This window comes from Petrachloros mirabilis, assembly GCF_975968855.1.
In genome coordinates this window covers 1-26,423 of sequence record NZ_CDLUDY010000273.1, presented here as the reverse complement: position 1 = coordinate 26,423, position 26,423 = coordinate 1, and the positions used below count along the sequence as shown (strand labels likewise).

The window sequence follows — 26,423 nt, the reverse complement described above, 5'->3', positions numbered from 1 at the left end:
CTAGCGTGTCACCTCAGCGGTCGCTCTTTTCTTTTTCGTCTTTGTCTTGATGACCGTCTTCAGGGCTTTGATTTCTTCGTCACGCGCTTTCAACTGTTGCTTCATCCAATCCGATTCTTTCCGGAGCATATCGATTTCGTTTTCTTTTTTGGCTATTGTTTCTTTCACCTTCATGAGTTGATCGTCAGTCATGCTTGCCGGTTCAGACATGCCGGAAGCAACTGTTGAATCGGCAGTAGCGGCCGCAGAAGCCGATGCATTAAGGGTGGTCTCTTGGCCTGTTTCAGCTGGAGCAGACGACTCCGCTACCGGTTGTGATCCGGTCATAGATGGCGGCATAGGTGCCATGGCCAGCTCATGATAGTCGATCACCTGAGATTCCATTCCGGGAATGCCGGCTGTGAGATATGCAGGGGCTGGTTCAGTCCGTGAGGCGGCCTGCGGCGTAAATATCGTGGACCGTGGTCCCTTCGTGATAGTGAGGTGGATAAAGCCATTCCTGACGTAAATGCTGCCCGCGGTGGGTTCAGAGCCTGACCCTGCCGGTGAGGATACGCGGAACCGAACAATCTGTTCAGGTTTCGCTTTTGATAAGCCTTGTGCGAGCAGGGGTGCAAGAAATTCCGCATCCTCATCGCTGAAAACTCTCATCGGCTTGCTGCCACCAGCGGACATTCCCGTCGAACTGTCCACGCCGTCATTGCTATAAAGTCCTCTCACGATTTTTTGTAGTGTGACCTGGTCGATTACGGCCGGATGGTTTGCGTCATGCATCCAGCTGTTTACTTCCTCGAGATAGACAGTACCCTCGGAGCTTTGCGCAATTTTAGATGTTCCGGAACAGCCTGCGGTGACCAGTGCTACTCCCAGGAAGGAGTAAATGATCCCTTTCGCCGTTTTCGAAATTGTGGAGGTGGTCGTCATCATGGCTTTTCTCCTTCCGCTCAGATGCGTGAGGAATCCGGATAAAGTAGAAATTGATAGTTGAAGATGCCAGATCCTTAACAAAGGGTCGATTACCAGATTCCAAGACCCATCAGTGTCATGCTCAGCGCCAGCCAACTGAATAGTCCCATAGCGATGATCGTTTCGAGAGTGAATGTAGACTGGCGATTAGCTTTTGGATTTTGAGATCGTTCTGGCGCAGCGTTCATCTTGTGCTCCGTCTATCTATGTGATGTTAGGGACTGATTTGATAGCCGTGAAATAGCAAGGAATATGCCTTATAGAGCCGTAACTTATAGTGAATCGACTTTTCGGGTGGGGTGAACGCAGATATCTGGTGAATATCCGTAGCATTATCTTACAGTTCACGATTCATAAGTAATTGATCGTATTTATGATTTGTAAATAATCTCACGACCTTGTCTGGATCAAGTTGTTGATCGTATATGGTCAGTGAAATGGGGTACTTGGAGAATTGACAATAACAAGGAAACAGGCTGACACGTATATGTTGCAGGGTATTGGCTACACATACCGCAAGCTTAGTGCAAAATTGTTCGATTTTTACCTTGAGACAGTTTTGGTCGGTATCGAGTAAATCGAGGGAGGTGGCGTCTCTGGGTCGATACTATGATTATGTAACCGGATTACCTTGGGACGGCATAAAGAGTGGATGAGGAAGCGTCATAGATCTTGGCAGAGATGATCGCCCCGGGTGGAGTTTGTCGTCCGTTCTTCTCCCAAACAACGGTGATATTTCCGTCCGATTTCCCCATGTTTTGAGACGATGATTTTTTGGCATCGCCTTCGACCAATACCGAGAGCGTCGATCCGAGAAATTCCCGGTTCCGCTCGGTAGAGATTTTGCGTTGGAGCTCCGTAAGGGCTGTGACTCTTTCGGATTTGACTTTTTGAGGTATGTCGTCCGGAAACTTTCTTGCTGCTATGGTGTTCGTCCGCTCCGAGTAGAGGAAGATGAAGGCCGAATGGTATCGAACTTCTTCCAATAGCCGATAGGTGTCGGAGAATTCTTCGTCCGTCTCCGAGCAAAACCCCGCGATAACGTCCGTGGTGAGGACAATGCGGGGTGCTATCGTACGGATCTTTTCGACAAGCTGCAGGTATTCTCGGTGTGTGTAGGTTCGATTCATCATGCCCAAGATACGGTCATTCCCGGACTGCACCGGGAGATGGATGTGTTTACAGATTTTAGGGTGAAAGGCCACGGCTTCTAATAAAGAGGGGGGGAAATCCTTTGGGTGAGGTGAGGTGAAGCGCACCCGCTCGATCCCTGGGACATCCGCCACTGCCGTAATCAGTCGAGTGAAGTCCCATTCGCCGGAACGATAGGAATTAACGTTCTGCCCTAACAGTGTAACTTGCTTGAAGCCCTGTGCGGCAATGTTGCGCGTTTCTTCGAGTAAACCCTCGGGATCCCGGGATCGCTCACGCCCGCGCGTATAGGGGACTACGCAAAAACTGCAGAAATTGTCGCAGCCTCGCATAACGGCGATCCATGCATTCACGCCATCGTTTCTTTCAGGGACGATATCCTGATAGGTTTCATACTCGGATAAATCGACGGCCAACGCATTCGCATAGCGGCCTTCTTCCTGCGCTTGAATCGCATTGTTTATCAAGACCGGAAGCTGACGATAGGCATCCGGGCCTGCCAGAACGTCGACCAACGGCTCTTTCTTGGTCAGTTCTTCCTTGAGATTCTGCGCCATGCAACCTAAGACTCCCACAACCAACCGGCGCGTTTTCTTTATCGCCTTGAGATCGGAGAGATGGGTGAACACTTTGGTGTGGGCATTTTCTCGGATAGAGCATGTGTTCATGAGGATAACATCCGCCCGTTCACGGTCATCCGTGAATACGTAGCCTTCTCGCTTCAATAGGGTCCGGACGATTTCCGAGTCATATTCGTTCATCTGACAGCCGAAGGTTTCTATATGAACTTGTTGGTGACGGGATTTTGGATTCATAACAACACGGTTCTTTGTTGAGAAGTTTCGCCATCAACAATTTGTCCGATGGCCCAGCGATCCGAAGCTCCGGTAATCCGCACCTGTTTAATCTGGTTGGTGAAGTCAACGGTCTCAGGCACTCCGACTTTAAGAAAATGATCCGTTGTGCCGAGTTGAAACCCGCTTGTCGTGCCCGATTCGAAAAGTACAGGGATTGTCTTTCCTATGGCCTGTTTGGCGAAGGCTACACGTTTCTCGCGAGAAATTTCGCTCAACAATTTCGCACGTCTCCTGGCTATTCGGACGGCTACCTGATCCGGAAGCTTGGCGGCAGCTGTGCCGGGACGTTCGGAATAGGTGAAGACATGAAAATACGAGAATGGAATCTGTCTTGCCAGTTCCACGGTACGCCGAAAGGCCGTTTCGGATTCGCCGGGAAAACCCACCATCAAATCTGTCCCTAGACCAGCTGCTGGCACTGCGGCTAAGACCTTCTCAATGAGGGCGAGATACCCTCGGGTTCCATAGGGCCGGTTCATGGCTGAGAGGATGTTGTCATCGCCGCTCTGTAACGGAATGTGAAGATGGGGACAAAGCTTCTTCGAGCTTGCCATTTTGTCAAGCAGGTCATCGGTTACCGTCGTCGGCTCGATTGAGGAAATTCTTATTCGTTGGAGGCCTTCGATCGACTCCAACCGGTCGATCAAGCCGACGAGGTCAGCACCGTCTTGTCGGTACTGCCCAATATTGACACCTGTCAAAACGACTTCTTGATACCCTCCAGAAGCCAATAACTCAGCTTCCCGCATCACATCAGAAACTATTCGGCTCCGTTCACGCCCTCTTGCAAAGGGTATAAGGCAGAAACTGCACATTACATTGCAGCCGTCTTGAATTTTCAGAAGGGCTCTGGTCGAATTCGGTTCTCCAAGATAGGGGAGAAAAAAGTCTCCCCGATCTATCGATTTTGAGTGAAGAAGTTCTGGGATCGGCTGCTTCTTCAGAGCCTGGGGGGGCGGTAAGTAGGACGGGAGGTCCCACTTGAATTGGTTGCCGACGATCAGATCTATTCCCGGTATCGTTCGCAATTCCCGTGCTCCTGTCTGGGCATAACAGCCAGTTACGGCAACAAACGCCTCAGGTGAATGCTTCAAGGTCTTCCGAATGATATACCGGCATGTGCGTTCCGCCTCATCGGTGACCGTACAGGTGTTGACCACGAGGAGATCCGTGGGTTCACCGAATTCGACCACCTTGTAGCCGTCTCTACGGAGGCGCGATTCAAGAACGGCAGTTTCCGCCTGATTTAAGCGGCAACCGAGAGTATGGAGTGAGGCGCGTTTCATCGTCGCGGGTCATTATAGATAGGCGCTGGCGCATCGGGCAAGTTTTGTAATCTCGGCGCCTCCCGTTGAAGGTCCTTCTGGACCATGGTAGCATCGCTACTATCCTGGCCATCACCTCTCGCTATAAGGAAAGGAAGAGAGATATGGTGACGATGCAACGGGTCGTCGCGTTTGTTCTCCTGCCTTTGAGCTGTTTCCTTTCGCTGGGCAATCTTGAGGCAAGGGAAATGCTTCCTGCTGAACCGGATGTGAGTACCCGCATTGACGAGCTATACGATCATGAAGCCCGGTTGTTTCTCATGCTGTATTCTCTGAAGGGCGACGGGAAAGTAGATTACGTCACGGGGCGATCGGTGCAAGACTATGCCCGCAGCAGTTTCGGCAACCCTATCTATCAAACCGAGGTCCATCCGCTTTTTTACTGGTGGAACCACACAATGTGGAACGACCCGGAGCAAGACGGCGTGAACGGGAATGAGCGGGTTTACCAAGAAAATGTCGAGTTCGACAGCTCTCGATACAAACCCTGTGCCTTTAACGGCCAACCTTGCTAAGTGCGCCTCCATCAGATTGTGGTGCGGCTTCCTTTGTCCTCGACACATTTCATGATTCTCCTCAGACGCCGCGTTTCGTAATGCTATGGTAGGGGGACATTAACGGTAGCCCTCTTGGAATGTCCACGGCCTCTCTAAAACAGCTGCTCGGCAATCGACGCGTCGGAATAATGTTGCCTCTGGGGTTTGCCTCGGGTCTGCCATTGGCATTGACAGCGGGCACGCTGCAGGGTTGGCTTACCTCTGTACATCTCGACCTCAACACGATCGGTACTTTCACGCTTGTCGGGCTGCCCTACACTGTGAAGTTTCTCTGGGCGCCGTTAATGGATCGGATTACCCTCCCGTGGTTAGGGCGGCGGCGCGGTTGGATGTTGCTCATGCAGATTGCCACAGCAATCGGACTGGCACTCATGGGCATCGTCGGGCCTGACCAGCACCCCGAATGGCTTGGGGCAATCGCCTTGGGAGTGGCGTTTTTGTCAGCCTCACTCGATATCGTGTTCGATGCCTATAGAACCGATGTATTGCTGCCGCCGGAACGTGGATTCGGTGCAGCGGTATGGGTAAACGGCTATCGGTTGGCGTTGCTGGTGGCGAGTTCAGGGGCCTTGATCTTGGCTGATCAAATTGGGTGGCGGGAGACGTATCTGGTCCTTGCTGGTTTGATGGGCGCAGGGGTGGTAACTGTCTTGTTGAGTCCGGAACCGGCGGTTATCGGTGGAGCTCCCAAAAGTATGGCAGAGGCAATTGGGCTGCCGCTGCTTGAGTTGTTCAGACGGCCTGGGATTTTCGGCATCCTCGGACTTATCATTCTGTATAAGATCGGCGACGCAATGGCGGGCTCGTTACAAACGACATTCTTTATGGGAGAACTAGGCTTCACCGCGAGCGAAGTAGGCTATGTGAAGGGAGTCGGTATCTTCGCAACGCTCATTGGAGCACTGGCCGGAGGTCTGGCGATGACAAGGCTGGGGTTGTTACGGTCACTGCTCCTATTCGGGGGATTCCAAGCCCTGTCGAACTTGTCGTTCATGCTGTTGGCCTGGATCGGAAAGAGTTATCTCGCATTAGCCGCCTCGATTGTCGTAGAAAATGTCACGGGCGGGATGGGTACAGCTGCTTTCGTGGCATTGGTCATGTCGTTGTGCGACCACCGGTATACGGCTACGCAATTTGCATTGCTCTCGTCGCTCGAAGCCTTTGGCAGAGTCTTTTCCGGTCGCCCCTCTGCCGATGTGGTTGCACTGGTTGGATGGGGAGAGTTTTTCTTTCTGTCGTTCCTGATTGCTCTCCCCGGCCTGTGGCTGGTCTGGTTGTATCGCACCTTAATCCCGCAGGAAGCGAGAGAGAACGTCGCTGTGGAAGGAAGTTCATGAAGATGGTTTTAACCGACGTTGGAGGAATAATACGTACAACAGCAACGTCGGCAAGGGGGCGAGGGCGAATGGAACAAGCCAAATCCAGACGTTTTTTGCCCGCATTCGAGCTTGATCAATCATCCACACGAACACCCAAACGATCAGTCCGATATAATTCAACGCCATCCATCTTGTCGTGTGAATCTTCAATCCGCTCCCGCTATCGGGAGCGCCGTTGATCAAGAATATTCCAAGTATCAACACGAAAAGTCCCAACAATGCCGCGACAAGCCGTTTGCTCCACACGAACATATGCTGCCTCCTGGTGATCGATCGAGATAACCGACGGTTTGGATGCCGAGTTTCGGTACGGTAGGCTAATGACGCAACGGTGTTTTGTCAAAGGGAGAGTTCGGTGAGCTTAGTCCATCTCACTCTTCTCGTGATAGTCCTGAGCCTGTGCGTCGGACTCGTTCTTGGAAATCCTCAAATGGACCACTACCTGAATTTCGTCGAGATGGAACTCAATAAAGCCATAGATCGAAGCGATCCATCACAACCAGCTCGAGAGCAGCAAATGCTCCAAGCGGTCTTTAAGGCTCATAGTCACGAACTGGTCCAGAGTTTTATCCCACGCTACACGGTGCGTAAAAATTTCGGATTCGCCAGCCTCTACGAGACAAAAATTGATGACTCATCCTTCCTCGTGTTGGGTGTAGGAGGACAATTTGTCCCGTTGAAGGGGAAAGACGAAGTGATCCTCAAACTCGGTCGGATGGCTTTCTGAAGGAAAAATTTTGGGCCTTGTTTTAGCAGATGTTGAGATTCTACGTATTCTTGCCTGTGGATAACTGCTGAATTTTCGCCGCGAGCTGGCTCCTCTCAAGCCTCTAGAGATATCCACAGGAATTCCTCCATTTCCCCAGATAACCACAATATTTGGTGTTGACAATTATTCTGGATGGCTATATGTAGTCTTGCCTCCTGTTGAAGTGTCTTGAGCTCCAAATCAAGGAGACAATTTTCGTAGGCGAGTGCGAAGAGGTAAAAGAGGCCCAATACCATGGTTCTTCTGTATTGCTCAACGCCACTATCAATTGTCAGCACACCACCTGTGGAGGAACGATCGTGAGAATAGAACGGCGTTTTACTCGTTCCGGAGAAACTCCCTATGAAGGCCTGAAGTTTGTGAAACGCTCATCGGAAATTCGTAACCCCGATGGGTCGACTGTCTTTAAATTGGACCAAATAGACGTTCCGGAATCCTGGTCGCAACTAGCGACGGACATTCTCGCGCAGAAATATTTCCGAAAAGCCGGTGTTCCCCAGCGGGACGAAGCAGGGAATCCGATAAAGGGCCAGGATGGTAAGCCTGTGTTGGGAGGAGAACGTGATGCCCGTCAAGTGTTCGACCGGTTGGCCGGTTGCTGGACACATTGGGGCAAGGAGTATGGTTATTTTAAAACAATCGAAGACAGCGCCTCTTTTCACGATGAGCTCTGTTACATGCTTGCCCATCAAATGGCAGCTCCGAATTCTCCCCAATGGTTTAACACGGGACTTCACTACGCCTATCGGCTTTCCGGTCCTGCGCAAGGCCATTACTACGTCGATCCCAAGACACGTGAAGTTGTAAAGGCCACCAACGCATTCGAACATCCGCAGCCTCACGCGTGTTTCATTCAATCCATTGAAGACGATCTCGTCAACGAGAACGGGATTATGGATCTTTGGGTACGGGAAGCCAGATTGTTCAAGTACGGTTCCGGTACAGGAACAAACTTTTCCAGATTACGCGGTGACGGCGAAGCCTTATCGGGTGGCGGTCGCTCTTCCGGTCTAATGTCGTTTCTCCGGATCGGCGATCGAGCAGCCGGGGCAATCAAGTCGGGCGGTACGACGAGGCGTGCGGCCAAAATGGTCTGTTTGGATCTCGACCATCCAGACATCGAGGAATTTATCGATTGGAAGGTTATCGAGGAACAAAAGGTCGCAGCAATGGTGACCGGATCAAAGATTTGCGCCCAGCGCCTCAACGCTGTTCTCAAGGCCTGCCACGTCGTCGACGACGATGGCAATCCTCAAGTATCTATCGATGCAAAGCAAAATCCGATCCTGAAAGAGGCGCTTACCGCTGCCAGACGTGATGGAGTGCCGGAAGCGTACGTCCAACGAATGTTCTCTTTCGCTCAGCAGGGGTTTACGCATTTCGTCTTCCATGAATACGACACAAATTGGGATGGGAAGGCATATCAGACTGTGTCGGGGCAAAATTCGAATAACAGCGTTAGAATTCCAAACGAATTTTTCGCAGCGCTGGAATCAGATGGCGACTGGCAGCTCAAGCGGCGGATCGACAGCAAAGTCTCCAAAACTGTCAAGGCGCGTGACCTATGGGATCGTATCGCTTGGGCTGCATGGACGTGTGCGGATCCCGGTACGCAGTACGACACGACGATTAATGAATGGCACACATGCCCGGCTGACGGGAGGATCAACGCTTCGAATCCCTGCTCAGAATACATGTTCCTGGATGATACAGCCTGTAATTTGGCCTCATTGAACCTTTCAAAATTCTTTACACCGGAAGGCGAGTTCGCACTGGATAATTACCGTCACGCAGTTCGCCTATGGACGATTGTTCTCGAAATCAGCGTCCTCATGGCGTCGTTCCCCAGCCGCTCGATTGCCGAAAAAAGCTATCAGTTCCGCACGTTGGGGCTTGGCTACGCCAATCTGGGGACAATCCTGATGCGTCAGGGTATTCCTTATGACTCTCCCAAGGCGTTGGCCATCTGCGGTGCGTTGACTTCCATCATGACCGGCGAAGCCTACAGCACATCCGCAGAAATGGCGGCCGAATTGTGGCCGTTTCCAGGCTATGCCAAGAACCGCGAGGCAATGTTGCGGGTGATTCGCAACCACAGACGAGCCGCGTACAACACGCCTAAGGATGAATATGAAGAATTAACGGTCACGCCAAAAGGCATTCAAGCTGAACACTGTCCTCCCGATTTACTGATTGCGGCCAGGCGTGCTTGGGATCGCGCACTCGAGTTGGGTGCTGCATATGGCTATCGGAACGCGCAGGTCACAGTCATCGCACCGACCGGCACGATCGGGTTGGTTATGGATTGCGATACCACGGGAATCGAACCCGACTTTGCATTGGTAAAATTCAAAAAACTTGCCGGCGGCGGTTACTTCAAAATCATCAATCAAAGCTTGCCCCCGGCCCTCACTGCGCTCGGTTATACAGAAAGCCAAGTGCAAGACATCGTCAGTTACTGTGTGGGCCGTCAGACGCTACAGGGGGCCCTATTCATCAACCATGACACGTTGAAGCAAAAAGGATTCGACGATGCCGCGCTCGCTCGTCTGGAAAGCGGGTTGGCACAGGCATTCGAGATACAGTTTGCATTTAATAAGTATGTGCTCGGCGAAGACTTCTGCAGGGAAAAACTTGGGTTGAACGACGTTCAACTCACCGAGGCAAATTTCAACATGTTGAAGGCGCTCGGGTTCACACAGGAGGAGATCGCTGCGGCGAATGATTATTGTTGCGGTTCGATGACAGTAGAAGGGGCGCCACATCTGAAGCATGAGCACCTTCCCATATTCGACTGCGCGAACCGATGCGGTCGAATCGGGCAGCGATTCATTTCCGTCGACTCCCACATTCGCATGATGGCTGCCGCGCAGCCTTTCATAAGCGGTGCGATCAGCAAAACGATCAACATGCCGGCTGATGCCACGGTGGAGGATGTCAAGGCCGCCTATCTTTTTGCATGGGAAAGCATGGTGAAGTCCGTCGCCCTGTACCGGGATGGATCGAAGCTGAGCCAGCCTCTGTCGGCATCAAGCGAAAGCGGAAAGTCCGCCGAAGTTTCGACGGATGTCGTAAGCACCGCTGAAAAAATTACCGAGCGGGTGCTGGTCCGCTACCTCGCGAAACGCCGGCCGCTTCCGGCCAGGCGCAACGGGTACACCCAGAAGGCTGTGATCGGGGGGCACAAACTCTATCTCAGGACAGGGGAGTATGAGGACGGCACGGTCGGGGAGATTTTCCTCGATATGCACAAAGAGGGGGCGGCCTTCCGTAGCCTCATGAACTGCTTCGCGATCGCGATTTCTCTTGGCTTACAGCACGGCGTTCCCTTGGAAGAATTCGTCGAGGCTTTTGTGTTCACGCGTTTCGAGCCGAACGGGCCGGTGAAGTTGAATGATCGCATCAAGATGTCGACATCGATTATCGATTACATTTTCCGGGAACTGGCCGTTACATACTTGGATCGGTACGATCTAGCACAGGTGAAAGAAGAGGATTTGCGTATGGATTCCGTCAAGAAAGATGACGAGGATCCTGAATGTTCAGAAGAGGAGGCGGATCCGGAGACGCTGGCGTCTTCTTCAATCAGTACAGAACTCTTTCCCTCCCGTCGCGGTATTCCTCATCGACACAAGGGAAATGGCCACGGGAGCGGAAACGGGACTGTCGCGCACAAAGTGGAACTCAAACATGAAACGGTGACGTTGACCGCCGTACAGATCGCGCGCCAAAAGGGTTATGAAGGTGATCCTTGTGCGGAATGTAAACAGTTCACCATGGTGCGTAACGGTACTTGCCTCAAGTGTGAAACCTGCGGGGCGACGAGCGGGTGTTCCTGAGGAAAATACGATAGCGCCAAAAACGAGGTTCATTCGATGTCCCTATTGGAATCGCTTGTATCCAGCGAAGATTTGGCTTACGGATTCTTTCATCGGAGTGAAGGAGAAATGCCAAAATTCCAGTTGTCCATCAAGGTAGAGGTTACAATCCCTTATACCGTGAGAATTAAACGTAGGGATTTTTGACCTGTGGATGTGAGGTTAGAAGAATGAATGTCCTAGTAAAAGAACTTGGCATTGAGACCATTCACGATCAGGTAGTAAGCCTGGTTGCTCAGCGTTGGGCGAAGGCCTTCGTTTGCAAGGTTACGATCAAAATCGGTCTCGATCAAAACCCCTGGGCCGATTTAAATCAGCCTTGCGATATCATCGGTTGGTATGTGCATTCGGGCGGGAACACAATGGAATGGATGGCGGAAGTCGAAACAGAAGAGTCGTTGGCAGACGATCAGACGATTGAGAAGTGGAAGAAGACTGTGAGGCGAGGCATCCCGTTTTATGTGTTGGTGCCTCGAGGGATGAGGGAAGTTGCTGCTAAAAAAGCACAGGATGCCTCACTGGCGTTGACCTGGATCTACGAATACGGTTTTGTAAATGGAATATGTCATGTGTTGTAACGACTGGATGTGAGAGTGATATGAATTTCCTTGGATTGGTTCCAAACAATAGTATAGCGTCCATCGAAGCCCGAACCGACGATGAAGCTATCACAGCTGAGCAGTTTGTAGAGCGGTTGCGCGGCCGTATTTGCGAGATGGAGCGAACATTGGCCGAAGACGAGCAGTTGGATGTGGCCGCATTTTTACCTTCGGGGAAAGCCATTTCGGTAGAGGTGGTTGGCTACGAAAATCCCAGTCTTGTAATCCTGAATGGCCAGGAGCAGCAAACAGGAAAGTTTTGCACACTTCTGGCCCACCAATCATCCGTGCAAGTCCTGGTTTCCGTCGAGGCAGTGGCACAGGGGGAAATCAGGAAAGTATTGCGGTTCACCCAGGAGAAGTGGTAGGAGTCGTAAAAGGAGAACACGGTTCAGAACATCTGATATGCCTACGACGACTCAACTAGTTATCAGCGGCCAGAGCAAACCGGGGGCAATTGCTCGGGTCGCTTCCGTTTTGGGGGCTGCAGGTGTGAATATTAAGGCGTTCTCTGCCCCAGAAGTGACAGGTACCGGGAAGCTGAGGTTACTTGTCGCAGATATTGAAGGTGCGAGAACGGCTCTAAAAGCTGCGAAGATAAAGTTTTCTGAGGAGACAGCGTTAATATTGAGCCTGGAGAATAAACCCGGTGCTTTGAACGAAGTGGCAAACTCCTTGACCAAAGCCCGCATCAACATCAAATGTGGCTACTGCACTCCCTCCCGGGAAGGAAAACGGGCCATCGTTGTACTGACTGTTTCCAATATCGACAAGGCCTTATCCGTTCTGAGAGATCAATCACTCGACGAGTTTTAACCATGACCTGCAGAGGGCAGGCCATTCAACTTTATATCCTCCGTCATTTCTGTCTTCCTGTGCTCGTCCTGTCAGTAGCTGCCTGTAGCAGTGCCCCGCCAAAACCTACTCATTTCCCCGGTTATCCAATCGGTTATGTTGAACGTGGGACGGCCTCCTGGTATGGCCCAGGGTTTCACGGAAACAAAACGGCGAACGGCGAACGATACGACATGTACCGGTTGACTGCCGCCCACCGGACTCTGCCTCTTGGCTCAGTGGCTGTGGTCCGATCCATGAGAAACGGCCGTCAAGTTACAGTCAGGATCAATGATCGAGGCCCTTTTGCCAAAGGACGTGTGCTTGATCTTTCATTAGCGGGGGCGAAGGCCCTGGGTATGGTGGGAAACGGGACGGATCAAATCGAATTGAAAGTTGTGGGATTTCAGGGACGGACGAGCGAGATGGGAGCCCTTAGGGTCCAGGTTGGTTCATTCGCCGAACAACGTAACGCCGTATTGCTGTTAGAACGTGCTAGGAGCCTCTATCCTGGAGGGCGTATCCAGTCAGTTGATCTTCCAGAGGGTAAGCGTTATCGTGTCCAAGTCGGTGAATTTATGTCAGAATCCCAAGCCGAAGCCGCCTCGAGGAGGTTAGAAACCAGGCTTTCCGTCGAACCGTTTGTGGTACGGGACGACGATTAAAACCCCTATGAATTTTGAGCAGATGGATCAGAAGCATATGATTTTATAACGAGTTTTGTCGATAATCTTGCCCCTCGCCCTCGCCTATGGTAGATGTAGACCTTATGAAAACTGAACCTCCAATAGGACCCTATCAATTCTTTCTAAGCTCCTCCTCTCAGAGTCTGTTATCCGATTGTCGGAATTGTTTTTGTAGTCTCAACCAAAAGACAAGCGCGTCGGTCAGGCTCGTCAGCCGTCCCTAAACCTGGACTATCACATGGATATTGTTATCCTTCTGGGTCTCATTGTTCTATCTGCCGTGATTTCTACTGCGGAGATCGGATTCTTTGCGGTAAACGACACCAAGCTCCGTGCGTTGTCTCAAAACCAGAATGCGAGGGCTAAAATGGCCCTCCATCTCAGGAGCGATCCACAGAAGCTATTAGCAACGATTCTGGTAGGGGATCGGCTTGTTGGGACCGCAATTCCCATGTATGCGACGTTCCTCACGTTGAACAAGTTCGGGGCCGAGCGCACGTTTTTCGATGATACGATCGCCGTTGTCGTGGGTTTATTGACCTTCGTGTTGCTCGTTTCGGTGGACGTCATCCCCAAGACTCTGGCGGCAAAATTCTCCGTTCCCGTTACACTTAATATGGCCTATCCGATATACGGAGTACAGCTAGTCCTTAAGCCTCTCCTGTTTTTGATGGTACCGTTGATTCACAAATTAACAGGCGGCAAGGGCTTGACGCTTCCACTCGTGACCGAGGAAGAACTCAAGATCATGTTGGATGAAGGAGGAAAGGCGGGAGCGATCGAGGTCGAGAAGGTCAAGATGATCAAGAACGTCTTTCAGCTGAAGGATATTACGGCTGAAGACGCAATGACCCCCAGATTGTATGTGTTCTCTCTAGATGGCAACCTCCGGCTTAAAGAGGCACAGGAGCTACTCTATAATTCTAAATATTCAAGAATCCCTGTCTATGACGGTACCTTCGACAATATTACAGGAATTCTTTATAAGACCAGGGCCTTGACCGAATTGGCCAAGGATCGGTTGGATGCAAAGCTGAAGGATATTGCCGAATCGCCGTTGTTTGTGCCGGCCGGGAAGACCGCTGACGATCTGATGAAGCAATTTCAACAGGAAAAGCGGCACATGGCGGTGGTCGTCAACGAGTTCGGCGGTGTGATGGGAATCGTTACGCTCGAGGACTTACTCGAAGAGGTCGTAGGGGAAATCATGGACGAGACGGATATTACCGAGGATTTGATCAAGCGTATCGGCAAGAACCACATTCTCGTTCATGGCCGAACCGAAGTTCGAAAGATCAAAGACTTCTTGAAAGTCGAACTTGGCGACGAGGCCGTCACTATCAGCGGCTTGATCCAAGAGGAGCTTGGTCGCATTCCGAAGGTTGGAGAAGAATTGCGGATTGGAAACTGCCGCATCCTGATTCATGAGGCGGATCCTCGTTCGATCAGGAGCGTGCAAATTTTTAAGGAAGAGAAGGCCGCTGTCCCTGTGGGAGCGCCCAATTTAGATCTCGTGAGTTGACGAGCCCTTCTCCATCAACTCTCGAAAATCGCGCTCAGTCAGGATCCTGATCCCCAGTTTTTGTGCCTGATCCAATTTTGACCCCGGTTCATTCCCCGCAACAACAAAGGATGTCTTCTGACTGACGCTGGAAGTGACGGTTCCGCCTCGCTCCTCAACCAGCCTTGAAGCTTGTTCCCTGGTATAGCCGGAGAGTCCACCGGTGAAGACGAACACAGATCCTCTTAACGTTGGTGCGACCTTAGATTGTGGGGTAGGTGCCTCAATCCGTAGTCCTGATGCGCGCAATTCATCCAGCACCTGGCGGTTGTGTTGTTCTGAAAAATAGGAAACAATGCTGGCAGCGATTTCTGGGCCAATCTCTGGAATCTGCTGAAATCGGATCTCGTCTGCCTCCATTATTGCGTCGATGGAACCGAATTCCTTTGCTAAGACCTTTGCGATATGTTGGCCGACTTGTCTGATTCCCAGACCCATGAGGAATCGGTCAAACGAGACGGTTTTGCTTCTTTCGATCGCGGTCAATAATAGACCAGCGGATCGGTCAGCAAATCCTTCCAGTTGCAGTAGTTGAGCTTTGCTCAGGCGAAAGAGGTCGGCAAGGGATCGAACCAACCCCGTATCGACCAGTTGAGAGACGGTCTTTTTCCCAAGGCCCTCTATGTTCAAGGCGTTCTTTGAAGCAAAGTGTTCAATCGCACCTTTAATCTGCGCCATGCAGATGGATTGGCCGGTGCAGTAGTAATACGCCCCCTCTCGCGCAACATGTGACCCACAAATTGGGCAGGTATCCGGCATATGGAATGGCTTGCCCCGTTGTTCTCCCGAAATAGGGACTCGTTCTGCGACTGCAGGAATAACGTCGCCGGCCCGTTCAACCTTCACTGTGTCGCCAACCCGAATGTCTTTGCGTGCGACTTCGTCCGCATTGTGAAGTGTGGCACGGCTGATGGTGACACCTCCTACCTCGACCGGTTTCAACAAGGCGAGAGGGGTGAGGGTGCCGGTGCGACCGACTGAGACAGCGATGTCCTGTACGATAGTGACTTCCTTTCGCGGGGTAAACTTGTAGGCGATAGCCCATCGGGGACTTCTGGACTTGAACCCCAACCGTTCTTGCCAATCCCTTCGATCGACTTTGACGACAACGCCATCGATTTCATAGGGAAGACTGTCGCGAATGCTCTCGGTGCCGTGGTGATACGCGGTAACTTCCTCGATCGAATGACAACGTTTTCGGTGCAGAGGGACGGGAAAGCCCCATCGTGATAAGGCGTCGAGTTCCTCCCAATGCGTAGGAATTTCCGGTGCGGAGTGAGCCATTACTTCGTAACAGGTGATGGCGAGCGGTCGCGCTGCCGTGATCGAAGAGTCCAGCTGTCTCAGGGACCCAGATGCGGCATTGCGGGGATTGGCAAAAGGTTCCTCCCCCACTTCAGTAATTCGGCGATTGAGTCTCTGGAAATCGTCCAGCCTCATGTAAACTTCACCCCTGACCACGAGATGATCGGGATATCCGGATTGAGGGAGAAGCTGGAGGGGGAGGGAGCGGATCGTTTTCAAGTTAAGCGTGACGTCCTCCCCCGTTGAACCGTCTCCTCTCGTCGACCCTCTTGTGAATAGACCACGGTCATATAGCAATTCCACCGATAGCCCGTCGAACTTGGGTTCGCCCGTATAACTGACTGAAGGCACATCAAGTTCACGTTTCATGCGCTGGTCGAACGCTAATACGTCGGCGTGTTCGATGATTGAGTCCAGGCTCAACATAGACTGCTCATGGCGAACCTTTTTGAGTTCGTCGAGTGGAGGGGCGCCCACCCGCTGTGTAGGAGAATCAGCTGTGACAAGTTCAGGGTGCAGTTGTTCAAGGTCGGAAAGTTCCCGGTAGAGCCGATCATACGCGGCATCGGAGATTTCCGGCCTGGCTTTCACATAATAGAGATAGTCGTGCCGGCGAATTTCGCCGCGCAGGTAATCAAGGCGGGCTTGAACGTCAGTTGCAGCCATGGGGTGCTGGACAGCGATGGTTTCTTGGACAGGGTAGAGGTGATACGTGCAATAAATGCCTAGTCGAAGCGGGGAGACGGTATCACAGGTATTGGGTTATGGTCAAACGGCGATCCGACCTCAATCGCTTTGACTTTCAGAACGTTAGCTACTATTCTATCAAATCCTGTTAGCGCAATTTCAGCCTCGCATTGGCGATTCATCATGGCGTTCTTTTAACGGGATGATGACCTCAATCAGTTGATAAGGAGGTAAATATGAAGGGGGAAACCTACGTGAGACGATTCATCCTGGAGCCGACCGGGACGATCGCCGTTCTGGTGGCAGGCGGACTTGTGCTGGGGGGTTGTGTGCTCAATGAAAAGTACGAAGCAGAAAAGGCCAGGAGTCTGAACTTCCAAAGGTTGCTTGCTCAGGAAGAAAAGCGAACAGGAGAGCTCGACAGCGAAGTGAAGCGAACGAAGCAGGAATTGGCAGAATATGAAACCCGGAACCGGGAACTGACTGCGCAAGTTCAAGCCCTCAGAGAACAGATGGGGCATCTCCAGGAGGAAGCGGATGCGATCAAAGAAGCCGCCTTGCTCGAACGGAAGGCCCGTGCTGATCTGAAGAAGGCGGAAGCGGCCGTCAAGCCTCCTCCGCTTGAAACTCCGCCGAGCATCAGCGAATTGCTGGGCACTACACCGACCACCACTGCGGAGGTTGCTGCTGTCCCATCTCCTAGCGAAATGCAGTCTGAGACGAAGCTTGGCCAGACTATCCATGTAGTCAAGCCTGGCGAAACTTTGTATCGGATCAGCCGTCGCTACGGGGTAAAAGTCGACATGTTGCGCAAGTGGAATAAACTGCCTGACGACATCATTGAAGTGGGGCAGAAACTTATTGTCAGCCAAGAGCGCTAGGATTATTTCCGTGCCGACACCGTCTTATTCACTGAACTACGAGCAATTTTGCAAGTACGCTGGTGAGGGGAATCTTATTCCACTCTATCGGGAGATTCTGGCGGATTATGAAACTCCCGTTTCGGCTTTCGCCAAGATAGACCATGGTCCAACGGCCTATCTGCTGGAGAGCATCGAAGGAGGGGAGAAGTGGGCAAGGTACTCCTTTTTGGGTAGCGGCTCACCTGTCGTGATTTACGAAGACAAGGGGGATCTGATCCACCTTCGCGGGAAACGGAAGAAACGGATCCCCAGCCGTGGCAATCCCCTTGACCGGTTGCGTGAGCTTATGGAGGCGTACAAGCCTGTTACGGTACCTGGCCTGCCACGGTTCGTGGGAGGAGCGGTTGGGTATCTGAGCTATGATGTCGTACGGACGTTCGAGGAAATGCCTGCTCGTAGGAAAGACCATCTTTATCTCCCGGATTTTGCCTTTCTTCTGACAGATACCCTCGTCATATTTGACAATGTCGCGCAGAAAATAAAAGTCGTGGCGAATGCGCATGTTACATCGAGCCGTGATCGCGATATCAAACGCGCCTATCATGCGGCTACCGAACGCATCGAACGTATGATCGCGCGCTTGAAGAAGCCGCTACAAAGGAAACGTCCCCATCGCCGACGACGCACCATCAACTTTACTTCGAATATGAATAAGGCCGATTTCGAAAAGATGGTGGCCCGAACAAAAGAATACATACGAGCTGGTGACATTGTTCAGGCAGTCCTGTCGCAGAGGTGGGAGGCAAATATTCAAGCGCCGCCACTACAGCTCTATCGGGCGCTACGCGTCGTCAACCCTTCTCCCTACATGTACTATCTCCGAGTCGGCGGGGTGGAGCTGGTTGGATCTTCACCTGAAACTTTGGTGCGTTGTGAAGACGGCGTGGTCTCTGTCCGGCCCATCGCAGGCACGCGTCGCCGAGGAGCCACACCGGAAGAGGATCAACAACTCGAACGGCGTCTTCTGGCTGATGAAAAGGAACGGGCGGAACATGTGATGTTGGTAGACCTTGGCCGCAACGACGTGGGACGGGTGGCGCGCTCAGGTTCCGTGACGGTTGATTCATTAATGCACGTGGAGCGCTATTCACATGTGATGCACATCGTGTCTAACGTCACTGGGAAACTGGATACGTCAAAAACATCCTATGACGTCCTGCGCGCGTGTTTTCCTGCAGGAACGGTTTCCGGGGCACCGAAGATTCGGGCAATGGAGATCATCGATGAACTGGAACCGACCAGACGGGGGCCATACGCTGGAGCTGTGGGCTATTTCAGCTTCTCTGGCAACATGGATATGTGCATCAATATCCGAACCGTTGTGATCAAAAAACATCAAGCTTTCGTACAAGCCGGGGCCGGAATCGTTGCGGATTCGAACCCCGAGCATGAATACGAAGAAACCTGCAATAAAGCCCGCGCCATGATGAAAGCGATTGAATTAGCCGAACAAGGGCTAGAATAAAAAGAGCCATTGGCTGCTGCCTGTTGATCAGACGGGAGAGCGAGTCATTCTCCTCCCTTTAACAATGAGCCGTTCACTCCGGGCACCGATATGCTATTGATGATCGATAATTACGATTCGTTCACCTACAACCTGGTCCAATATTTTGGGGAACTGGGGGAAGACGTACGTGTCTATAGAAATAACAAAATCAGTATCGATGAGATCGAATCACTCAAGCCGGATCGGATTGTGATTTCCCCCGGTCCTTGTACCCCCAACGAGGCAGGGATTTCTGTCGATACCATCAGACATTTTGCCGGTCATCTACCATTGCTTGGTGTCTGTTTGGGCCATCAATCTCTCGCGGTTGCCTTCGGTGGTGATGTTGTGAGAGCCACCCGTCTCATGCATGGAAAGACGTCGATGGTCAAACACGATGGCCGCACGATCTTTCTCGATCTACCGAATCCCTTCGAGGCGACACGCTATCATTCGTTGATCGTCAAGCGAGAAACGTTGCCTTCTTGTTTGGAAGTATCTGCAGAGACAGCCGAAGGAGAGATTATGGGCATGCGCCACAGAACACTTGGCGCCGAGGGCGTCCAATTTCACCCTGAATCAATCTTAACTGCCGCCGGGAAAGATCTGCTTCGAAATTTCCTGAAGTTGTAATCACCCAACTAGATCCCCATGATTAAAGACGCGATTGCAAAATTAGCTGACCGCTTCCCGTTGACAGAAAAAGAAGCTGAGGAAGTGATGAATGAGATCATGGAGGGCAAGGCGAGTCCCGCACAGATTGCGGCCTATCTCATGGGGCTTCGCCTCAAAGGGGAAAGCGTAGAGGAAATTGCTGGCTCTGTCAGAGCTATGCGTGATCACGCCGTGAGAATTGCGGTGGGCGACCCTCTTGTCGTAGATACATGCGGGACAGGTGGAGACGGACGACATACGTTCAACATTTCAACAACGACGGCCTTTGTCGTAGCTGGTGCAGGCTTGACTGTGGCGAAGCACGGAAACCGGTCCATTTCCTCGAAGTCGGGAAGTGCGGATGTGCTGGCTGCCCTCGGGGTGAAAATCGATCTCTCTCCTGATGATGTGGCTGATTGTATCAACGAGGTCGGGATCGGGTTTCTATTTGCCCCGCTCTATCATGGGGCCATGAGACATTGTGCGGGGCCACGGCAGGAATTAGGTATACGGACGATGCTCAACGTTCTGGGACCACTGACGAATCCAGCTGGCGCGACAATTCAGGTGCTCGGTGTATATGAACCACGGTTGACCGAGCTGTTGGGGAAAGTTCTCATGCACCTCGGATCTCAACATTGTTTTGTCGTGCACGGTATGGACGGACTTGACGAGATAACATTGACGGATCGAACCCTTGTTTCGGAGTCCAAAGGCGGCGTCCTGTCGAATTATGTAGTGACACCCGAAGAATTCGGCCTAGCACGAGTTTCCTCAAAGGAATTGGCGGGCGGATCGCCTCAGGAGAATGCGACGATCACAAAGGAGGTCCTTCAGGGCCGGAAGGGCGCCAAGCGGGATATCGTCTGTTTGAACGCTGCTCCTGCGCTGGTTGCCGGCCGGAAAGCCAAGACACTACAGGAAGGTTTCCAGTTAGCTGCGCAGACAATTGATTCCGGAGCAGCTGCTGAAAAGCTATCACAGTTGGTTGCCTTTACGGGCAAGAGCGTTTCCTCATGATTCTTTCCCGCATTCTCGAACACAAGAGAGCGGAGGTGCGCCACAAGCACAGCCGCGGATACCTTTCCGACCTTAAGATGAGGATTCACGACGCGCCCAGTCCTATCGGATTCGCAGTGGCACTTGATGCCACGAGGACGGCGGATAGTCCCGCATTGATTGCCGAGGTGAAAAAGGCATCACCAAGTCTCGGACTTCTCAGGCCTGAATTTGAAGAGAAGTTCGACTACATCTCTATTGCGAAGACCTATCAAGAATCCGGAGCCTCCGCGCTGTCGGTGCTGACGGACAAGGATTATTTTAAAGGCAGCCTGGATTACTTGCAGGATATCAAACAATCAGTGGCCTTGCCGGCCTTAAACAAAGAATTCATGGTTGACGATGTGCAATTCTATGAGGCTCGAGCCTATGGTGCGGATGCCGTTCTTTTAATCGTCGCAGCGTTAGAACGGCGTCAACTCATCGATTTCCATGCTTTGGCGAAGGAATTATCTTTGGATGTGTTGATCGAAACTCACCACGAGCGCGAACTTGACATCGTCCTCGAGTGGATTCCTGATGCAAGGATGATCGGCATCAATAATCGGGATCTCCACACATTCACCACTGATTTGGCCGTCACGAAGCGCTTAGCGCCCCGTATACCTCAAGATAAGCTCATCGTCAGTGAGAGTGGAATTCATACCCGAGACCATGTCAAACAGTTGCTCGAAGCGGGAGTTCAAGCCATGTTGGTCGGGGAATCGCTAATTCGAGCAGAGAACACGGCTGAACAAATTCGACTACTCTGCGGAACACTTCAATCGTCGGAGCGCCGATAGCGGAGTGCAGTGTTCGGAAAGATGGGTTCTTTTTCTTGAAATTCTCCGTGCCAGCGATGAGGTTCCGTACTTCTCTCTGAACACGCCTTTCAGATGTGCCTGGCGTGATGATCCAAAGAGCACTCAAGACTAGATCAAAATCAGAACGAACGATGGCAATGGGAAAGGGACGGATCAGAGTCAAGATTTGCGGGATAACCAATGCCCAAGATGCGTTTGTCGCCGTTGAAGCGGGAGTCGATGCCCTGGGGTTTATCTTTTATCGGAAGAGCCCACGGTATATCGAACTCGACGCCGCAAAAGAAATTATTCAATCTCTACCGGTATTCGTCACACCGGTCGGGGTTTTTGTAAACGAAGAAATCGGGGCTGTCCGATCAATCATGGATCATTGCGGAATTCACCTGGCTCAGTTGCATGGTGATGAAACAGCGGACTATTGCAAAACGCTTTTCAGGCCTGTGATGAAAGCTCTCCGGTTAAAAGATCGAAGCAGTCTTTTGTCTCTCGCAGAATATACAGGCCGGGCAGAGGTGCAAAGTTTCGTACTTGATAGCTTCACGGAAAAAGGGTACGGAGGGACGGGACTGAAAGCTGATTGGGAAATAGCCGCAGAGGCGGCCAGGACAGTAACCGTTCTATTGGCCGGAGGATTGACCCCTGACAACGTAATCGAAGCGATTAATGCCGTTCGCCCCTACGGCGTTGACGTGAGTAGCGGGGTAGAATCCATTCCCGGCAAGAAAGATCACGGAAAGATCCGAGCCTTTCTTGAGGCTGTGAGGGTTGTCTCATCAACATGAGGCCATTTATACTGACATCCGGTTTACCACAAGAGGGAACGGCATGGCGGTGATTCCTGATAAACAAGGTCGGTTCGGCCCCTATGGAGGCCGTTATGTTCCTGAAACGTTGATGCCGGCCCTATTGGAGTTGGAGGTTGAATATGCCAAGGCCAGGAAAGACCGTCATTTCCAGGAGGAATTGGCCTATTACCTCAAGCATTACGTCGGCCGGCCGACTCAACTCTATTATGCGGAACGGCTGACGAAACGACTGGGCGGCGCGAAGATATACCTCAAACGTGAGGACTTGTGCCATACCGGTGCCCATAAGATCAATAACGCGATCGGACAGGGTTTGCTGGCAAAACGGATGAAGAAGCCCCGAATCATTGCCGAGACCGGTGCCGGCCAGCATGGAGTGGCAACGGCCACCGTTGCTGCTATGTTCGGGCTGCAATGCGAAATCTACATGGGTACGGAAGACATGCAGCGACAGGCGCTGAACGTGTTCCGGATGCGTTTGCTGGGTTCCACGGTGACAGGCGTCGATGCCGGCAGCCGCACTTTGAAGGACGCCATTAGTGAAGCTATGCGGGATTGGACGACGAACGTCCGGACGACCCACTACATTCTTGGGTCTGTGCTTGGCGCGCACCCTTATCCGATGATGATACGTGATTTTCAATCTGTTATCGGGAAGGAAGCCAGAAAGCAGATTCTGGCGGCCGAAGGACGATTACCTGATTGTCTGATTGCCTGTGTCGGGGGGGGCAGCAATGCCATGGGGCTCTTTCATGCCTTTCTTGGAGACAAGAAGGTCAAGATGATCGGAGTCGAAGCCGGAGGATTGGGTGTGGCGAGCGGCAAGCACGCAGCCCGTTTCTCAGGTGGAAAGCCGGGAGTGTTACAGGGGACGATGACTTTTCTTCTCCAAGACGAAGACGGACAAATTAACTTGACCCATTCAGTTTCAGCCGGTTTGGATTATGCAGCCGTCGGTCCTGAGCATAGCTATCTTCGTGAGATGGGGAGGGCTACGTATACATCGGCGACTGATGATGAAGCGATGTCGGCATTCGATCTATTGGCAAGGGAAGAAGGCATCGTTCCTGCTCTTGAGAGCGCTCACGCAATTGCCCATGCAGTCAAATTGGCTCCGACTATGAAGAAGCAGCAGATTGTCCTTATCAATTTATCGGGGCGCGGTGATAAGGATGTGCAGCAAGTAGCGAGAATGAGGGGCATTACACTGTGAGCTCACGCATCGACAATACCTTTACGCGTTTGCGTGAACGAAAGGAGGCCGCGCTCATCGCGTATTTGATGACTGGAGACCCGACTTTAGCCGATACGGAACAGCTTGTACTGGAATTGGAAGGGGCTGGTGCTGACATCATTGAGTTAGGCGTGCCTTTTTCCGATCCGATTGCCGATGGTCCGGTTATCCAGGAAGCCGCCGAACGTGCGCTCAAAAGCGGGACCTCCCTTCGGAAGATTCTCCCGATGGTTCGGCAATTGAGGTTAAAGACGCAAATTCCGCTTATTCTCATGGCCTACTACAACAATATTCATGCTTTCGGCCCTGATCGTTTTTGCCGGGAGGCCGTGGCTGCCGGAATTGATGGATTGATTGTGCCGGATATGCCGCCCGAGGAGGCAGGCCCGCTTAAGGGTTCGGCTGCAGAATCCGGATTGCAGCTCATCTTCCTTCTTGCCCCAACTAGTACAGCCGAGCGTCGAACCGTTGTGGCCAGACAATCTCAGGGATTCGTTTACTATGTTTCTCTCACGGGAATCACAGGAGCCAGGCTCAAGGATGTAGTTGACGTCGGAAAGAATGTGGAACGGATTCGAAAGGTCTCAAAGACTCCCATTGCGGTCGGATTCGGCGTCGCGACCCCGGAAGATGCAGCGAGCGTGGCTGCCGTTGCAGATGGCGTCATCGTCGGAAGCGCAATTGTCAAACGAATAGCCGCGCACCAACAGGAGCCTGGCATGATTGGGCAGGTGGCTGGATTCGTCCGTTCCTTGAAGACGGCGATGCTCTCGAAACAAGCAATAAATCAGTAACGCATCTGTGGTTCGGAGAGAAAGAAACGAGCGCTATCGTTTGCCGTTAGGCGGCATGTAGGCAATCATCTCAGCGGCTAATTCTTTAGCAATCTCTTTCAAGTTCGGCCTGAAGAACATGTAGCTGCTCGACCGTTCATGTCGGGCCTTCCAAATCGTTGTGCCGGTCGTGGCATCGATGAGGCGAAGACTGAGACCTACCCGACCCACGTTGTCACCTTCCTTCCGGGCATACTCCCATGCATTCACGCGAACTACGATAAATGAATCGACGTTTAAGGCTTTCCCCAGCTTGATGGCGGATTCTTTGTCGGACTGCCCGGTCATTTCCAACCGCGAAAAATAGAACACCAGGGAGTCAAACGCCTCCTTGGAAGCCTGAAAAATGTCGGTCACGTTCTGGGGAGAGACGACTCGTTCTATCTTGGCGACGTTTGCCAATGCCCCGGACAACACATCCTGGATATCCTCTCTAGCGCTGTCGTATTGACTTGCCATCGGAGGAAGAACAGCGATGGCTTGCGGGCGGAACATTTGGGCCCCCGGCCCTTCCCACACTTCCTGCAATCCTCCACAACCGGGGACCAGTAGAAGTATAACGCTAACCAAGAAGGGCAGAATGCTCTGCAGGCTCTTAAGAGGCATTTGTTGAGTATACCATCTCACATTCACTTTGTGTCATCAGAAGGTCATAGAAACCGAGCCGGAAGCCAGTGCCCCCTTCTCGCGAAAATCATATCCGCCACCAAGATCAAGGCGGAATGCATAAATACGGATGCCCAATCCTGCAGTCGGCGTAAATGGAGTGCCGGCATCCTTCATGTTCTTGAATGCTCCAACACGGAATGACAGAAATTGAGACAGAATCGTCTGCTCCGCTCCGAGGCTCAAGACTTGACTCTTGAGGCCGGGAATGAAGGTCTTGTTTGCAGTAATGTCCACATCTCCTGTCAACGTCAATGTTGAATACGGGTTGAGGGCAATACCACCGCGAATTTGGGGCTCGATCTTGAGTTCGCCTCCTCCGAGATCATCGAACGTCGGTTGGTTAATGTCTTTGGCGACAATACCTACGCGGAGCCAGGATGACGGGCGATAGATAGCTCCTACATCAACCCCAAACGCCGTGGATATTGCGGCCTTGCCGAGGTTGTCTGTGATCTTTAGGTCATTTCCGCCTTGGAGTGCCGCGCTTCCGCTATATGCGGCGCCTTGAAGGAGTTTGGCCGTGACACCGATCGAGAACGTCTTATCCGCAAAAGCATAGGCGTATGAAAACGCCGCTTGCCTGATTTCCAAGGCACGTAAAGCCATTGAGCCCGAAATGGTGGTCCCGGATACTTGAACAGGAGTGGGGATAAAGCCTCCCCCTGTAGCAACGTCGGAGATGTTGAACCCGAAGGCGTGTTCACCAAAATGACCTTTGAAATACAGGCCAGCGGCACCATTGAGCGACGTGTTGGCGCCGGGCCGGTTCAATCGATTGGCAATATCCTGAGCTCTGGCCTGGTTGGCTGCGGACGGATCACTTGGATCAAAGTCTTCCAGATCATTGATGGCATCCGCGATTCCAAGGCGATCAATGGCCTGTACTCCGCCGAGGATTCGAATATCAACCGTCTGCGTCATCGCAAGACCGGCGGGGTTCCAATAGGTGGCGAGAGAGTCTGTTGTGACAGCAACACCCGCGCCGCCCATCCCTATCGCACGGGGGCCGACAGTGACGAATTCCACGGCCAACGATTGGGTCGGAAGTAGAAGGGTACATAACCCAGCGACTATAATCGCCGTGCGAACGGTATACGACACCATAGAATTCCTTAAGTTAGAGTGCACTGTCCGAGTGTATGGAATCAATCGGTTCTCGTCAAGCTCACACAATCTGGCCGTCTTGCATGTGCACGATCCGATCAGATTGGGCAGAAAGCTTGTCATTATGGGTGACGATAACGAAAGTCGTGCCTCTGGCTTTGTTCAACTCGCGCATCAGAGAGAAGAGAGCATCGCCTGTATGGGTATCCAAATTTCCCGTAGGTTCGTCTGCCAGCACCAGATCAGGTTTTTGTAGTAACGCCCGAGCGACAGCTACACGCTGTTGTTCCCCGCCGG

General features: G+C 52.1%; 26 protein-coding genes. 17 read left to right on the top strand and 9 right to left on the bottom strand.

What is annotated here, in order from left to right:
* The 4 genes from ACWVCN_RS11780 to mtaB all read right to left on the bottom strand — a co-directional run bounded on the left by ACWVCN_RS11780 (position 1) and on the right by mtaB (position 4,261).
* On the bottom strand, positions 1-927 hold the full coding sequence (locus tag ACWVCN_RS11780; RefSeq protein ID WP_455245951.1) for a hypothetical protein: 927 nt from the start codon (positions 925-927) through the stop codon (positions 1-3).
* Between the two features lie 89 nt (positions 928-1,016).
* Entirely contained in the window at positions 1,017-1,154 is a 138-nt protein-coding gene (locus ACWVCN_RS11775) for a hypothetical protein (protein ID WP_455245950.1), read from the bottom strand.
* Between the two features lie 438 nt (positions 1,155-1,592).
* Positions 1,593-2,933, bottom strand: a complete 1,341-nt coding sequence (gene miaB / locus ACWVCN_RS11770) for a tRNA (N6-isopentenyl adenosine(37)-C2)-methylthiotransferase MiaB (protein ID WP_455245949.1) — start codon at positions 2,931-2,933, stop codon at positions 1,593-1,595.
* Positions 2,930-4,261: a tRNA (N(6)-L-threonylcarbamoyladenosine(37)-C(2))-methylthiotransferase MtaB gene (gene mtaB, locus ACWVCN_RS11765; RefSeq protein ID WP_455245947.1), complete on the bottom strand. Its 1,332-nt coding sequence runs from the start codon at positions 4,259-4,261 to the stop codon at positions 2,930-2,932. The genes miaB and mtaB overlap by 4 nt, the downstream gene beginning before the upstream one ends.
* A gap of 143 nt (positions 4,262-4,404) precedes the next feature.
* Between mtaB and ACWVCN_RS11760 the strand changes: the two genes are divergently transcribed.
* Complete coding sequence (locus ACWVCN_RS11760) at positions 4,405-4,815, top strand: hypothetical protein (protein ID WP_455245946.1); 411 nt, start codon at positions 4,405-4,407, stop codon at positions 4,813-4,815.
* A 119-nt stretch (positions 4,816-4,934) separates the two neighbouring features.
* Complete coding sequence (locus ACWVCN_RS11755) at positions 4,935-6,194, top strand: AmpG family muropeptide MFS transporter (RefSeq protein WP_455245945.1); 1,260 nt, start codon at positions 4,935-4,937, stop codon at positions 6,192-6,194.
* On the opposite strand, the gene ACWVCN_RS11750 is transcribed toward ACWVCN_RS11755, so the two are convergent.
* Positions 6,189-6,488 carry a hypothetical protein gene (locus ACWVCN_RS11750; RefSeq protein ID WP_455245943.1) on the bottom strand — a complete coding sequence of 100 codons (300 nt, stop codon included), beginning with the start codon at positions 6,486-6,488 and terminating at the stop codon, positions 6,189-6,191. The genes ACWVCN_RS11755 and ACWVCN_RS11750 overlap by 6 nt on opposite strands.
* A gap of 103 nt (positions 6,489-6,591) precedes the next feature.
* Between ACWVCN_RS11750 and ACWVCN_RS11745 the strand changes: the two genes are divergently transcribed.
* The 7 genes from ACWVCN_RS11745 (at position 6,592) to ACWVCN_RS11715 (ending at position 14,524) form a co-directional block, all read left to right on the top strand.
* Positions 6,592-6,963, top strand: coding sequence for a DUF4359 domain-containing protein (locus tag ACWVCN_RS11745; protein WP_455245941.1), 372 nt, complete (start codon positions 6,592-6,594; stop codon positions 6,961-6,963).
* Between the two features lie 341 nt (positions 6,964-7,304).
* Entirely contained in the window at positions 7,305-10,844 is a 3,540-nt protein-coding gene (locus tag ACWVCN_RS11740; RefSeq protein ID WP_455245940.1) for a vitamin B12-dependent ribonucleotide reductase, read from the top strand.
* 209 nt (positions 10,845-11,053) lie between these two features.
* Positions 11,054-11,461: a hypothetical protein gene (locus ACWVCN_RS11735; protein WP_455245938.1), complete on the top strand. Its 408-nt coding sequence runs from the start codon at positions 11,054-11,056 to the stop codon at positions 11,459-11,461.
* 20 nt (positions 11,462-11,481) lie between these two features.
* Positions 11,482-11,850: a hypothetical protein gene (locus tag ACWVCN_RS11730; protein ID WP_455245936.1), complete on the top strand. Its 369-nt coding sequence runs from the start codon at positions 11,482-11,484 to the stop codon at positions 11,848-11,850.
* 37 nt (positions 11,851-11,887) lie between these two features.
* Complete coding sequence (locus tag ACWVCN_RS11725) at positions 11,888-12,298, top strand: hypothetical protein (protein ID WP_455245934.1); 411 nt, start codon at positions 11,888-11,890, stop codon at positions 12,296-12,298.
* A 2-nt stretch (positions 12,299-12,300) separates the two neighbouring features.
* Complete coding sequence (locus tag ACWVCN_RS11720; RefSeq protein WP_455245933.1) at positions 12,301-12,981, top strand: septal ring lytic transglycosylase RlpA family protein; 681 nt, start codon at positions 12,301-12,303, stop codon at positions 12,979-12,981.
* Between the two features lie 259 nt (positions 12,982-13,240).
* Positions 13,241-14,524 (top strand): hemolysin family protein, encoded by a 1,284-nt coding sequence (locus ACWVCN_RS11715; RefSeq protein ID WP_455245931.1) that lies wholly within the window; start codon positions 13,241-13,243, stop codon positions 14,522-14,524.
* On the opposite strand, the gene ligA is transcribed toward ACWVCN_RS11715, so the two are convergent.
* The gene (gene ligA / locus ACWVCN_RS11710; RefSeq protein ID WP_455245930.1) at positions 14,507-16,534 is read right to left on the bottom strand and encodes an NAD-dependent DNA ligase LigA; all 2,028 of its coding nucleotides are present in this window, start codon (positions 16,532-16,534) and stop codon (positions 14,507-14,509) included. The two genes, ACWVCN_RS11715 and ligA, sit on opposite strands and share 18 nt — an antisense overlap.
* A gap of 257 nt (positions 16,535-16,791) precedes the next feature.
* Here ligA and ACWVCN_RS11705 point away from each other — a divergent pair, with 257 nt between their 5' ends.
* The 8 genes from ACWVCN_RS11705 to trpA all read left to right on the top strand — a co-directional run bounded on the left by ACWVCN_RS11705 (position 16,792) and on the right by trpA (position 24,314).
* A complete protein-coding gene (locus ACWVCN_RS11705) occupies positions 16,792-17,436 on the top strand; it encodes a LysM peptidoglycan-binding domain-containing protein (protein ID WP_455245929.1) in 645 nt (214 codons plus the stop codon).
* Positions 17,437-17,446: 10 nt separating this feature from the next.
* On the top strand, positions 17,447-18,943 hold the full coding sequence (trpE, locus tag ACWVCN_RS11700; protein ID WP_455245928.1) for an anthranilate synthase component I: 1,497 nt from the start codon (positions 17,447-17,449) through the stop codon (positions 18,941-18,943).
* A gap of 90 nt (positions 18,944-19,033) precedes the next feature.
* Entirely contained in the window at positions 19,034-19,597 is a 564-nt protein-coding gene (gene pabA / locus ACWVCN_RS11695; RefSeq protein ID WP_455245926.1) for an aminodeoxychorismate/anthranilate synthase component II, read from the top strand.
* 18 nt (positions 19,598-19,615) lie between these two features.
* Entirely contained in the window at positions 19,616-20,638 is a 1,023-nt protein-coding gene (gene trpD / locus ACWVCN_RS11690) for an anthranilate phosphoribosyltransferase (RefSeq protein WP_455245925.1), read from the top strand.
* Positions 20,635-21,459 (top strand): indole-3-glycerol phosphate synthase TrpC, encoded by an 825-nt coding sequence (trpC, locus tag ACWVCN_RS11685; protein ID WP_455245924.1) that lies wholly within the window; start codon positions 20,635-20,637, stop codon positions 21,457-21,459. Before trpD ends, trpC begins: the two co-directional genes overlap by 4 nt.
* 152 nt (positions 21,460-21,611) lie before the next feature.
* Positions 21,612-22,262 (top strand): phosphoribosylanthranilate isomerase, encoded by a 651-nt coding sequence (locus ACWVCN_RS11680; RefSeq protein ID WP_455245922.1) that lies wholly within the window; start codon positions 21,612-21,614, stop codon positions 22,260-22,262.
* Positions 22,263-22,305: 43 nt separating this feature from the next.
* Positions 22,306-23,499: a tryptophan synthase subunit beta gene (gene trpB, locus ACWVCN_RS11675; RefSeq protein WP_455245921.1), complete on the top strand. Its 1,194-nt coding sequence runs from the start codon at positions 22,306-22,308 to the stop codon at positions 23,497-23,499.
* Positions 23,496-24,314: a tryptophan synthase subunit alpha gene (gene trpA / locus ACWVCN_RS11670; protein ID WP_455245920.1), complete on the top strand. Its 819-nt coding sequence runs from the start codon at positions 23,496-23,498 to the stop codon at positions 24,312-24,314. Before trpB ends, trpA begins: the two co-directional genes overlap by 4 nt.
* A 33-nt stretch (positions 24,315-24,347) precedes the next feature.
* On the opposite strand, the gene ACWVCN_RS11665 is transcribed toward trpA, so the two are convergent.
* The 3 genes from ACWVCN_RS11665 to ACWVCN_RS11655 all read right to left on the bottom strand — a co-directional run.
* On the bottom strand, positions 24,348-24,923 hold the full coding sequence (locus tag ACWVCN_RS11665; RefSeq protein ID WP_455245919.1) for a hypothetical protein: 576 nt from the start codon (positions 24,921-24,923) through the stop codon (positions 24,348-24,350).
* A 72-nt stretch (positions 24,924-24,995) separates the two neighbouring features.
* Positions 24,996-26,126, bottom strand: coding sequence for a conjugal transfer protein TraF (gene traF, locus ACWVCN_RS11660; protein ID WP_455245917.1), 1,131 nt, complete (start codon positions 26,124-26,126; stop codon positions 24,996-24,998).
* Positions 26,127-26,187: 61 nt separating this feature from the next.
* Positions 26,188-26,423 (bottom strand): ATP-binding cassette domain-containing protein (locus tag ACWVCN_RS11655; RefSeq protein WP_455245916.1); only part of this gene is annotated, 236 nt, incomplete at its 5' end.